A 12,486-nucleotide genomic window follows, 5' to 3' on the forward strand; every position below is an offset into this window, starting at 1 on the left:
GACGGCACATGCCGGCAGTTGCGCGATGACGCGGCGCCGAAGGAACGACCATGAGTCAGAAAGAACGCCGCTTCAGCTTCGAGTTCTTCCCCGCCAAGACCGAAGCCGGCCATGAAAAACTGCTGGCCACCGCGCGCCAGCTGGCCGCGAAAAAACCCGACTTCTTCTCCTGCACCTACGGTGCCGGTGGCTCCACCCGCGACCGCACCCTGACCACCGTGCTGCAGCTCGATGGCGACGTACAGGTGCCGACCGCGCCGCACCTGTCCTGCGTCGGCGACACCAAGCCCGAGCTCTCGGCCTTGCTCGCCCACTACAAGGATGCCGGCATCCGCCGCATCGTCGCCCTGCGCGGCGACCTGCCCTCGGGCATGGGCATGGCCAGCGGCGAGCTGCGCTACGCCAATGAACTGGTGGAATTCATCCGCACCGAGACCGGCGATCACTTCCACATCGAAGTTGCCGCCTATCCGGAAGTTCACCCGCAAGCGCGCAATTTCGAGGATGATCTCGCCAATTTCGTGCGCAAAGTCAAAGCCGGCGCCGACTCTGCCATCACACAATACTTCTTCAACGCCGACAGCTACTTCCATTTTGTCGAGCGTGCGGAGAAACTCGGTGTCAGTATTCCGGTCGTACCGGGTATCATGCCGATCACCAACTACACCAAACTGGCCCGCTTCTCCGACGCCTGTGGCGCGGAAATCCCCCGTTGGATTCGCAAGCAGCTGGAAGCCTACGGCGACGACATCGCCAGCATCCAGGCCTTTGGCGAGCAGGTAATCACCGACATGTGCGAACGCCTCCTCGAAGGCGGTGCACCCGGTCTGCATTTCTACACCCTGAACCAGGCTGAACCCAGCCTGGCGCTCTGGAACAACCTCAAGCTCCCCCGCTGAGGATCATTGCTCCGGGCTTACCGTCCACGATCCCGGCCAGCGCAACGCCGGCGTATCGTGGGCGGAGTGCTTCCAGCCCAAGGCTGAGCGCTCGCCCCGAGCTTGAAATCACGCGCCCTCGAGCCGGCAGGTCGCCGGCCTACAGGAACCCCGCATGTCCTTTACTTCCCTCGGTCTCTCCGAGGCCCTGGCTGGCGCCGTTGAAGCCGCTGGCTACGCGCGCCCCACTCCCGTCCAGGAACGCGCCATCCCCGCCGTACTGCAAGGCCGCGACCTCATGGTTGCCGCCCAGACCGGCACCGGTAAAACCGGCGGCTTCGCCCTCCCGGTACTCGAACGCCTGTTCCCCGAAGGCCACCCGGACCGCGAACACCGCCATGGCCCACGCCAGGCCCGCGTACTGGTACTGACTCCGACCCGCGAGCTGGCTGCCCAGGTGCATGACAGCTTCAAGGTCTACGCCCGCGACCTGCCGCTGAAAAGCGCCTGCATCTTCGGCGGCGTCGGCATGAATCCCCAGGTCCAGGCCATGTCCAAGGGCGTCGACGTCCTGGTCGCCTGCCCCGGTCGCCTGCTCGACCTGATCGGCCAGGGCAGCGTCGATCTCTCCCACGTGGAAATCCTCGTCCTCGACGAAGCCGACCGCATGCTCGACATGGGCTTCATCCATGACGTGAAGAAGGTCCTCGCCAAGCTGCCGGCCAAGCGCCAGAACCTGCTGTTCTCGGCGACCTTCTCGAAAGACATCATCGACCTCACCAACAAGCTCCTGCACAACCCGGAGCGGATCGAGGTCACCCCGCCGAACACCACCGTCGAGCGTATCGAGCAGCGCGTGTTCCGCATCCCCGCCGTACAGAAGCGCGCCCTGCTGGCGCACCTGGTGACCGTGGGCGCCTGGGAACAGGTGCTGGTGTTCACTCGTACCAAGCACGGTGCCAACCGCCTCGCCGAGTACCTGAGCAAGCACGGCCTGCCGGCCGCCGCGATCCACGGCAACAAGAGCCAGAACGCGCGCACCAAGGCCCTGGCCGACTTCAAGGCCAACGAAGTGCGCATCCTGGTCGCTACCGACATCGCCGCCCGCGGCCTGGACATCGACCAGTTGCCCCACGTGGTCAACTATGAGCTGCCCAACGTCGAGGAAGACTACGTTCACCGCATCGGTCGTACCGGCCGCGCCGGTCGCACCGGTGAAGCCATCTCGCTGGTGGCGCCGGACGAGGACAAGCTGCTCAAGGCCATCGAGCGCCTGACCAAACAGCGCATCCCCGATGGCGACATGCAGGGCTTCGACCCGGACACCGTGCTGCCGGAAGTCCAGCAGCCCGAGCCCAAGGAAGCGTCCCAGCGCCAGCCGCGCAAGGACAAGGCCAAGCGTGGCGAGCGCAAGGACCGCAATCGCGACAAGCCGCAGCAGTCGCAGGACGACGAACAGCAAAGCGCTGCCGCACCGGCCAGCGGTGAAGCCGCCGACGGCGATAAGCCCGCCGGCAAACGCCGCCGTCGCGGCGGCCGTGGCAAGAAGAAAGGCGACGGTCAGGGCGGCGACGCTCAGCCGAACGCCAACGCCCAGGCTCGTGAGCCGCGCGAGCCTCGCCAGCCCCGGCAGCAGGACCAGCAGGGCCAGGCCCGCCAGCAGCAGCCCAAGCCGGCTCGCGCACCAAAGGCCGAGGCCGACGGTAACCGCGACCCGGAAGAGTTCCTCGACGACGATTTCGACAACTTCGGCAACCGCGCCGACTACGTCAGCCCGTTCCCGGACAAGGACCAGCAACGCGGCCAGCGTCGCCGTGGCGCTCAGGGGCAGGGCCAAGGCCAGAACCAGGGCCAACAGCGCGCCCGTGGCCAAGGCGGTCAGAGCAGCCAAGGCAGCCAGGGCAGTGGCCAGGGCAGCAACGGTCAGAACCGTGGCCAGGGGCAAGGCCAGGGCAAGGCCGCCAAGAAGCCTAACGGCGGCGGTCGCGGTCAGGGCCAAGGCCAGGGCGGCAACGGCCTGGGCAAGCCAGGCCAGCGCAAACGCGGTGGCAAGGCTCCGGCTTCCCGCATGAACGACGCCCCGCTGCGCGAGCCGAGCGAGTACGGCGCCGCCAAGCCGACCCGCCAGCCGGTTGTGATCAACAAGCGCGACCTCGTCCGCACGGACCGTTTCCCCACTGCCGAGCAGCTGGAAGAACTGGAACCGCGCCGCAAGACCGAGCGCCCGGCGCTGCTGACCCGCAACCGCGACTGATGCAGCAAGAGAAACCGCCCTTCGGGGCGGTTTCTTTTTGCCCGGGATTTGTCGCCGGTGTGCTCCTACGTGGTATTTCAGCGCTCGGCCCAGCCCTCACCCTAACCCTCTCCCAGAGGGAGAGGGGACCGTACGGTGCAGGGTGAACCCGTGACGTCAGCCGGCACAGTCTGTCCCCTCTCCCAGGGGGAGAGGGGACAGACTGTGCAAGATGAACCCGTGACGTCAGCCGGCACAATCTGCCCCCTCTCCCAGGGGGAGAGGGAACCGTACGGTGCAGGATGAACCCGTGACGTCAGCCGGCACAATCTGCCCCTCTCCCAGGGGGAGAGGGGACCGGACGGTGCAGAATGAACCCGTGACGTCAGCCGGCACAATCTGTCCCCTCTCCCAGGGGGGAGAGGGAACCGGACGGTGCAAGATGAACCCGTGACGTCAGCCGGCACAATCTGCCCCTCTCCCACGGGGAGAGGAAACCGTACGGTGCAGGATGAACCCGTGACGTCAGCCGGCACAATCTGCCCCCTCTCCCAGGGGGAGAGGGGACCGTACGGTGCAAGATGAACCCGTGACATCAGCCGGCACAATCTGCCCCCTCTCCCTGAGGGAGAGGGCTGGGGTGAAGGGGAAGTCGCAAGAGCGGAATCACGCAGGGAAAGACAGTTGCTCCTACGAGAGCCGTACGTCACCGGCCGGGCACAAAAAAGCCGCCCGCAGGCGGCCTTTTCAGCGATGCAGAGGCCTCACAGCACCTGTCGCAGGAAGCTCTGAGCACGCGCATCCTTGGGCTGGGCGAAGAACTCCGCCGGGGCGGCATCCTCCAGCAGCTTGCCGTGGTCGAAGAACAGCACACGATCCGCCACTTCGCGGGCGAAGCCCATCTCGTGAGTCACGCAGACCATGGTCATGCCTTCCAGCGCCAGGGTCTTCATCACGTCCAGCACCTCGCCGACCATTTCCGGGTCCAGCGCCGACGTAGGCTCGTCGAACAGCATCACCTTCGGGTCCATGCACAGCGCGCGGGCAATCGCCACGCGTTGCTGCTGGCCGCCGGAGAGGCGCGACGGGTACTCATTGGCCTTCTGGCCGATGCCGACCTTCTCCAGCAGCGCACGGGCCTTGGCCTCGCGCTCGGCCTTGCCGCGCTTGCGCACGACCTTTTGCGCCAGGCACAGGTTCTCCAGCACGGTCATGTGCGGGAACAGGTTGAAGTGCTGGAACACCATGCCGACTTCGCGGCGGTAGGCGTTTACATCGGTCTTCGGGTTGGCGAGGTCGAGGCCGTCGATGCTCACCGAGCCTTCATCGAACTCTTCCAGGCCGTTCAGGCAGCGCAGGAAGGTGGACTTGCCCGAGCCGGACGGCCCGATCACCACCACCACTTCACCCTTGGCGACGCCAGTGGTGACGTCATCCACCGCGCGCACGACCTGCCCGCGGGTATCGAAGACCTTGGTCAGGTTACGGACTTCAATCACTTTGGCCGAGCCTCCGCTCCAGGCGCCCCGCCAGATGCGACAGCGGCAGGTTGATCACGAGGTAGAGGGCGGCGACGCAGAACCAGATCTCGAAGGTGGAGAACGAGGTGGTGATCGCCTCGCGGCCGCTCTTGGTCAGTTCGGTGATGGCGATCACCGAGACCAGGGAAGTGTCCTTGACCAGGCTGATGAACTGCCCGGCCAGCGGCGGCAGCACGCGCTTGAAAGCCTGCGGCAGGATCACGTGGCGCATCGACTGCGCGGCGTTCAGACCCAGGGAGCGCGCAGCTTCGTCCTGGCCACGGGCAATGGACTGCACGCCGGCACGGACGATCTCGGCCACGTACGCGCCGGTGAACAGCGCCAGCGCCGCCACGCCGGCAAACTCGCGGGAGAGGTTCAGCACGGTGCCGATGAAGAAGTAGAAGATGAAGATCTGCACCAGCAGCGGCGTGCCGCGCACCAGCTCGACGTACAGGGTCGAGAGGTCGTGCAGCGTCGGATTCTTCGACAAACGGCAAAGACCGGTGAACAGGCCGATGAACAGACCGAACGCGCCGGAAACGAAGGAGATCCACAGCGTGGTCCACAGGCCCCAGGCCAGCGGGCCGGCCGCCCAGTGGCGGGTCGCGCCGACCACATCGCCTTCGGCGACATCGTCGTTTTCGGAGAACTGCAGGCTGTCGGCGGCGACCGTCAGTACCTGCTGCTTGCCGCCCTCGTCCACCAGTGTGACGCGGGCATCGCTGCCCTGCGGCTCGATCTTCTCCACCCGCGAGATGCTGTCTGCTCGCAGCGGTTCCTCGGCCTGGTAGGCGAAGTACTGCGGGACGCGGTTCCAACGCCACTCGTAGGAGATCAGCGAGGTGGAGTACCAGATGGCCAGGCCGATCAGCAGAAGGATCAGTCCGGTCAGCCCGTGCCAGGGCCAGGTTGCGCGTTTCGTTCTAGCCACGAATCTCTACCGTGAAAATGCGAACGCGCAGGCCGGGGCCTGCGCGTCGGGTCGACATGGGTCAGACGTGGATTATTCCATGTCCTTGAGCCAGTCGGTGCTCTTGAACCACTTGTCATGCAGACGATCGTAGGTGCCGTCTTCACGGATCTGCTTGAGGAAGTTGTTGATGAAGTTGATCGAGTCGTAGTCACCCTTCTTCAGGCCGAAGGCCAGCGGCTCGTAGGTGAATGGCTGGTCCAGGTGAACCAGCTTGCCGGCGCCGAACTTGCCGACTGCCACGACGTTGTAGGGCGAGTCGTAGATGAAGGCGTCGGCCTTGCCGTTGACCACGTCCATGACTGCTTCAGGCTCGTTGTCGAAGCCGTGGTATTGGGCCTTGGACAGCTGCTTCTTGGCAACGAATTCGCCGGTGGTACCGATCTTCGAGGTGATGCGGTACTTGGCGTCGTTCAGGTCCTTGTAGGACTTGATCTCGCCTTGCAGTTCCTGGCGGATCAGCAGGGTCTGGCCAACCACGATGAAGGGATCGGAGAAGTTCAGGCGCAGGTTGCGTTCCTGGGTCAGGGTCATGCCCGAGCCGATCATGTCGAACTTGTCGGTGAGCAGGGCCGGGATGATGCCGTCATAGGCGGTGGAGACCAGCTCCAGCTTGACGTTCATGGACTTGGCCATGGCCTTGAGCAGGTCCACTTCGAAGCCGACGATCTGACCGCGCTTGTTGGTCATCTCGAACGGCATGTAGGTCGGGTCCATGCCCACGCGCAGGGTGCCGCGCTTGGCCGCTTCATCGATGGCGCCGGCCTGAGCCGCGCTCACGCTGACCAGGGCGCAGACGCCCATCACCAGCGATGCCAGGTACTTTTTCATCCCCATACTCCCAAGCAAGTGAAAGAACTTCTTGTATTTGACCAGCGATCGAGTCGCGCGCCATCACGGGCGCAAAGCGGCACCGGGCGTCGGAAGGGTGCGAAGCGTACCCCATACGCCGGATATCTCAATCTTTTCTGGATAGCTGGCGCAGGGTACCAGCAGCGGTGCGCGGGGAAAACAGGGGAAACCGGCGAGTCGCCCTCACCCCGAGCGGGATGAGGGCGGCACGGGGTCAGGATTGCGCGGCGGGCATGGCCAGTGCGCTCTGCTCCGCGACCGGAGCCAGGGGCACGGCCGGGGCGTGGGCATCGGCTTTCAGCGAGTGTCGCCAAGGGCCGATCCACTGCTCCTTGTCGCCCTGCCAGAGCGCCAGGTGCAGACGCGACAGCGCCACCGGGTCGCTCAGCAGTGCCAGGCGCAGGTTGCCGTCGAGCTGCTCGGGGCCGGCTTCCAGTGCCTTCTCGACACGGGCGGCGCGGGTGGCCTCGATGGGCTCGGACTGGCCGTGGCGCGCAGTGCCCATGGCGCAGGCCAGGGCATTCAGCACCGGGTCCACGGCGGCACGGACGAAGCCGTCCTTCAGCGCCTGCCAGCGGTTCTGGTAGGTGTACTCGTCGGTGGCACGCAGCTCGCGCGGGGTGTCGTATTCCTCAGGGATGAGGAACAGCTTCTCGTCACGCGAGGCCAGGCCCAGCTTGACCCGGCTGCTGATCACCGAGACCGGGATAGACAGCATCAGCGCGCCGACGATGGGCGACAGCCACCACAGGAAGCGCGGGTTCAGCCACGCGACAAGCAGCGCCCAGCACAGGCCCAGCAGGGTCTGCAGACCGTGGCGACGGATCGCCTCGCTCCACGGGGTGTCGTCGTCGTCACGCTGCGGCGACTTCCACTGCGCTTCCCAACCGAGGAACGCGGCCAGCACGAAGCGGGTGTGGAAGAGCATGCGCACCGGGGCGAGCAGCACGGAGAAGAACATCTCCAGGAGCATGCTCAGGGTCACCTTGATCACGCCACCGTAGCCCTTGGCGCCCTTGGCCCAGATCAGCATGACGCTGAGCAGCTTGGGCAGGAACAGCAGGGTCAGGGTAGTGGAGAACAGGGCGATGGCCTTTTCCGGGTGCCACTGCGGCCAGATCGGGAACAGCTGGCGCGGCTCCAGGAAGTACTGCGGCTCCATCAGCTGGTGCACCGCCAGCAGCGCGGTTGACAGCACCAGGAAGAAGAACCACAGCGGCGCCGACAGGTAGGACATCACGCCGGTGAGGAACACCGCGCGGTGTACCGGGTGCATGCCCTTGACCAGGAACAGGCGGAAGTTCATCAGGTTGCCGTGGCACCAGCGGCGATCGCGCTTGAGCTCGTCCAGCAGGTTGGGCGGCAATTCCTCGTAGCTGCCTTCCAGGTCGTAGGCGATCCACACGCCCCAGCCGGCGCGGCGCATCAGCGCGGCTTCAACGAAGTCGTGGGAGAGGATCGCACCAGCGAAGGAACCCTTGCCCGGCAGCGGCGCCAGGGCGCAGTGCTCGATGAAAGGCTTCACCCGGATGATCGCGTTGTGACCCCAGTAGTGGGATTCGCCCAACTGCCAGAAGTGCAGGCCGGCGGTGAACAGCGGGCCGTACACGCGGGTAGCGAACTGCTGCATGCGCGCATAGAGGGTATCCATGCCCGACGCCTTGGGCGCGGTCTGGATGATGCCGGCCTCGGGGTTGGCCTCCATCAGGCGCACCAGTTTGGTCAGGCAATCGCCGCTCATCACGCTGTCAGCGTCCATGACGACCATGTACTTGTACTGGCCGCCCCAGCGACGGCAGAAGTCGTCGATGTTGCCGCTCTTGCGCTTCACCCGGCGCCGACGGCGGCGGTAGAAGATGCGGCCGAAGCCCAGGGCTTCCTTGCACAGCTCGATCCAGGCCTTTTCCTCGGCCACGGCGATGTCCGCCTGGTTGGTGTCGCTGAGCACGAAGAAGTCGAAGCGGTCCAGCTCGCCGCTGGCCGCCACCGACTCGTAGGTTGCCCGCAGGCCAGCGAAGACGCGCGGGACGTCCTCGTTGCAGATCGGCATGACGATGGCGGTGCGCGCATCGGCGGCGATCGGCTCGCTGCCCGCGCTGCTGCCGGAGATGCGGTAGCGGTCGCGGCCTGTGAGCAGTTCCCAGAAGCCCATCAGGGCGGTCCAGAAACCTGCCGAAACCCAGCAGAAGAGGATGGCGAAGAGCGCCAGCACGCCGAACTGGATGGCGTAGGGCAGTACCTGTTCCAGAGTCTGCAGCCAGGTCTGGCGGTTGATCTCTTCCAGGTCGACGAAGGCCCAGCCTTGGTAGGGCAGGATGCCTTTCATGTAGTAGGTGGCGACGCTGGTCTGGCCGAGCATGAGCAGGACCAGGATGAACCGGCGCAGCGAGCCGACCCGCTGCCAGCGCGCCTTGGGCAGGTCGCGGGCGGGCTTGGCCGGGTTGCTGCGGCCGGTCAGGCGGCGCCAGCCGCGCATGATCGGGTTGGTGCGCCAAGGCTCAGGAATCACCTTGGTGCGCTGGATCGGCGGCGCGGCCTTGAGGTAGGTGCGGCCGTTGTCGTCCATGCCCAGCATCTGGGCGTCGTCCAGCTCCTGGCCGTAGCTGTGGCGCAGACGCGCGCCGACCGAGGCCAGCGCGGCGTCTTCGCCCTGTACATCGCCAGCGAGCTGCTCGTGCAGCTCGCTGATGGAACCGGCCTTGGCCAGCCGCTCACGCTCCTGCGCCGAAAGGGGCAGGTGCGCGAGATAGTCGGCCACCGGCGCGGTGGTAGCGGTGGAGTTATTCATCGGCAGGCAGCTGGTAGCTCCAGGTTTCGGAAATGGTCTGGCCACCGTTGACCAGCGCGGCACGCATTTCCGTCGGCTTCTTCGGATCCTTGACCTTGACCCGCAGGGTCAGGCGCCAGCCCTGGGTCACCGCGTTGTAGCGCAGGCTGTTCTCCTTCACCTCGGCATTGTCGTCGGTGCTCACCTGGGTGCTCACCGGGGCATCGCCGGCCAGCGCCTTCAGGGTCGGGCCGACGAAATCGACGACCAGGGCAACACTGCCATCGGGCTGACGGATCAGGTTCTTCTGCTTCACATCACCCACCGAGCGCAGGGTCTGCATGACCCAGGCGTTCTTCGCATCGTGCAGCGCTTCCTCGTCCTTGGTCCAGCGCATGCGGTAGGCGAAGTCCAGCGGCTCGCCGGCTTCCGGGCGCTTCTCGGGGTTCCAGAAGGCGACGATGTTGTCGTTGGTCTCGTCCGGGGTCGGGATCTCCACCAGCTCGATGGTGCCCTTGCCCCAGTCGCCCTGCGGCTCTACCCAGGCGGACGGACGCAGGTCGTAGCGGTCGTCCAGGTCCTCGTAGCGGGAGAATTCGCGGCCACGCTGCAGCAGACCGAAGCCTTTCGGATTCTCGACGCTGTAGGCGCTGACGGACAGGTGCTTCGGGTTGTTCAGCGGGCGCCAGATCCACTCGTCATTGCCGGCATGGATCTGCAGGCCGGTGGAGTCATGCAGCTCCGGACGGAAGTTGTGCTCGGCGGACGGCTGGTTGGAGCCGAACAGGAACATGCTGGTCAGCGGCGCCAGGCCCAGCTTGGAAACCTTGTCGCGCAGGAACACGCGAGCCTTCACATCGACCACGGTGTCGTTGCCCGGACGGATGGTGAAACGGTAGGCACCGGTCGCACGGGGCGAGTCCAGCAGCGCGAAGATCACCAGGTGCTTGTCCTTGGGCTTGGGCTTCTCGATCCAGAACTCGCGGAAGCGCGGGAACTCTTCACCCGACGGCAGCGCGGTGTCCAGCGCCAGGCCGCGGGCGGACAGGCCCCACCACTGGTCCTTGCCGATGATGCGGAAGTAGCTCGCGCCCAGGAAGGTGGCGATCTCGTCCTGCTTGTCGGGCGAGTTGATCGGGTACAGCAGGCGGAAGCCGGCGTAGCCCAGATCCTTGGTGGCATTGGAGTCGAACTTCAGCGATCCGAAGTCGAAACGCGAGGGATCGTATTTGATCTCCTTGACGTCGGTCGCCGTCACCTCATTGATTTTCACCGGGGTGTCGAAGTGCATGCCCTGGTGATAGAAGCTGATCTTGAAGGGGGTCTTCTCGTCGGCCCAATAGGCCTTCTCGTTACGGAAGCGAATCTGCTGGTAGTCGGCGAATTTCATTTCGCTGAATTCCGATGGCAGGTTGCTCGTCGGTGCGCTGTACTTTTCAGCAGCCAGCGCCTTGGCCTGTTCGCCAACGTCGTCGAGATTGAAGGCCCAGGCATGGGTAGCGCTCAACGCCAACAGGGCGGAGCCGACCAGTCCGCGAAGGATTTGGCGCGAAAGCGGTTGTTGAACGGAACGGAAAATCACGAGTCCCCCTCGTCCGTGAACACAAAACGATTAAAGCCAGCAAAGGCGATGCCAATTTGCCGGCGATTGAATTCCGACCCCGGTGAGCCTGAATGATTCCCCGATTTTTTCCGCGGGTAATTCCGGTTCCCGGAGACACATTGTTCTAGATGCATAAGCCCTAACCATCATCCCACGGCGATATGACAAGCTGCCGCGCGTTCAAGCCTCCAGAAGAAAGGTCACTGGCCCGTCATTGACCAGGTGGACCTGCATGTTGGCGCCAAAACGGCCAGTGGCGACCAGGGGATGACGGGCTCGCGCCTGTTCCACGAGTAGATCGAACAACGCGGCGCCCTTTTCAGGGTGCGCCGCGCTGGAAAAGCTTGGCCGCAAGCCCTTTCGGGTGTCCGCGGCCAGGGTGAACTGCGATACCAGCAGCAGTCCGCCGCCGACATCGCTCAATGAAAGGTTCATTTTACCTTCATCGTCGCCAAACACTCGATAGTTAAGCAGCTTGTGCAACAAACGGTTCACCGAGTCTTCATCATCCTGAGGCTCGACGCCCACCAACGCCAGCAATCCGTGATCGATGGCGCCGACGATCTCGCCCTCGACCTCCACGCGGGCGCCGCGCACACGCTGGATCAGCCCCTTCATTCAGCCTCCGGCGGCAGGTTCAGCAGGCGGCGGCCGATTTCATTGGTGGCGCGGATCAGCGCATCGGTGATGCCCGGCTCGCCGGCCACGTGGCCAGCATCACGGACGATCTGCAATTCGCTGTTGGGCCAGGCCTTGTGCAGTGCCCAGGCATTGTCCAGCGGACAGACCACGTCGTAGCGGCCATGCACGATCACGCCCGGCAGGTGGGCGATCTTGTGCATGTCGCGCAGCAGCTGGTCGGGCTCGAGGAAGCCGTCGTTGACGAAATAGTGGTTCTCGATGCGGGCGATGGACAGTGAACGGTGCGGATCGGAGAAACGCTCCACCACCGCCGGGTTGGGTCGCAGCGTGGCGGTGCGGCCTTCCCAGGTGGACCAGGCTCGCGCGGCGTGCATCTGGGCGATCTGGTCCGGTCCGGTCAGGCGGCGATGGAAGGCGTGCAGCAGGTCGTCATGCTCGTCGGCGGGAATCGGCGCCAGGTAGTCTTCCCAGTAGTCGGGGAACAGGCGGCTCGCGCCTTCCTGGTAGAACCAGCGGATTTCCTGCGGGCGGCACAGGAAGATGCCGCGGACGATCAGCGCCAGCACGCGTTCGGGATGGGTCTGGGCGTAGGCCAGCGACAGGGTCGAGCCCCAGGAGCCGCCGAACAGCACCCACTTGTCGATACCCAGGTGCTCGCGGATACGCTCGATGTCCTGCACCAGGTGCCAGGTGGTGTTGTTCTCCAGGCTCGCGTAAGGCGTGGAGCGGCCACAGCCGCGCTGGTCGAAGGTGACGATGCGGTAGATGTTGGGATCGAAGAAGCGCCGCGACATGGCATCGCAACCGGAGCCCGGGCCACCATGGATGAACAGCACCGGCAGTCCGTCGGGCATACCGCTCTCATCCACATAGAGGACGTGCGGCTCTTCGACGGCCAGTTCATGACGGGCGTAAGGCTTGATTTCCGGATACAAAGATTGCATGGCTCGCTCCTGGATCAGTGCGTACGGTCGCTCCCGGACCAGTAACCATCCTAGGGCCTGTTGCCGGCTTGTCG

At 65.0% G+C, this 12,486-nt stretch carries 9 protein-coding genes; 2 read left to right on the top strand and 7 right to left on the bottom strand.

From position 1 onward, the window contains the following. The first annotated feature begins 50 nt into the window (after positions 1 to 50). Both metF and JVX91_RS02665 read left to right on the top strand, forming a co-directional pair. On the top strand, positions 51 to 899 hold the full coding sequence (gene metF / locus JVX91_RS02660) for a methylenetetrahydrofolate reductase [NAD(P)H] (RefSeq protein WP_205337903.1): 849 nt from the start codon (positions 51 to 53) through the stop codon (positions 897 to 899). 154 nt (positions 900 to 1,053) lie between these two features. Next, complete coding sequence (locus JVX91_RS02665) at positions 1,054 to 3,132, top strand: DEAD/DEAH box helicase (RefSeq protein WP_205337904.1); 2,079 nt, start codon at positions 1,054 to 1,056, stop codon at positions 3,130 to 3,132. Between the two features lie 743 nt (positions 3,133 to 3,875). Here the strand turns inward: JVX91_RS02665 and JVX91_RS02670 are convergent. The 7 genes from JVX91_RS02670 to pip form a co-directional block, all read right to left on the bottom strand. Continuing rightward, on the bottom strand, positions 3,876 to 4,610 hold the full coding sequence (locus tag JVX91_RS02670) for an amino acid ABC transporter ATP-binding protein (RefSeq protein ID WP_205337905.1): 735 nt from the start codon (positions 4,608 to 4,610) through the stop codon (positions 3,876 to 3,878). Then, a complete protein-coding gene (locus JVX91_RS02675; RefSeq protein WP_205337906.1) occupies positions 4,603 to 5,565 on the bottom strand; it encodes an amino acid ABC transporter permease in 963 nt (320 codons plus the stop codon). Before JVX91_RS02675 ends, JVX91_RS02670 begins: the two co-directional genes overlap by 8 nt. A gap of 72 nt (positions 5,566 to 5,637) precedes the next feature. After that, the gene (locus JVX91_RS02680; RefSeq protein WP_054910848.1) at positions 5,638 to 6,435 is read right to left on the bottom strand and encodes a transporter substrate-binding domain-containing protein; all 798 of its coding nucleotides are present in this window, start codon (positions 6,433 to 6,435) and stop codon (positions 5,638 to 5,640) included. 235 nt (positions 6,436 to 6,670) lie between these two features. Then, positions 6,671 to 9,244 carry a glucans biosynthesis glucosyltransferase MdoH gene (gene mdoH / locus JVX91_RS02685; RefSeq protein ID WP_205337907.1) on the bottom strand — a complete coding sequence of 858 codons (2,574 nt, stop codon included), beginning with the start codon at positions 9,242 to 9,244 and terminating at the stop codon, positions 6,671 to 6,673. Further along, on the bottom strand, positions 9,237 to 10,766 hold the full coding sequence (locus JVX91_RS02690; protein ID WP_240201747.1) for a glucan biosynthesis protein G: 1,530 nt from the start codon (positions 10,764 to 10,766) through the stop codon (positions 9,237 to 9,239). Before JVX91_RS02690 ends, mdoH begins: the two co-directional genes overlap by 8 nt. A 240-nt stretch (positions 10,767 to 11,006) precedes the next feature. Continuing rightward, positions 11,007 to 11,444, bottom strand: coding sequence for a D-aminoacyl-tRNA deacylase (gene dtd, locus JVX91_RS02695; protein ID WP_205337909.1), 438 nt, complete (start codon positions 11,442 to 11,444; stop codon positions 11,007 to 11,009). Further along, on the bottom strand, positions 11,441 to 12,412 hold the full coding sequence (pip, locus tag JVX91_RS02700) for a prolyl aminopeptidase (protein ID WP_205337910.1): 972 nt from the start codon (positions 12,410 to 12,412) through the stop codon (positions 11,441 to 11,443). Before pip ends, dtd begins: the two co-directional genes overlap by 4 nt. Positions 12,413 to 12,486: the final 74 nt, after the last annotated feature.

The sequence above is a fragment of the Pseudomonas sp. PDNC002 genome (genome assembly GCF_016919445.1).
Classification (GTDB): domain Bacteria; phylum Pseudomonadota; class Gammaproteobacteria; order Pseudomonadales; family Pseudomonadaceae; genus Pseudomonas.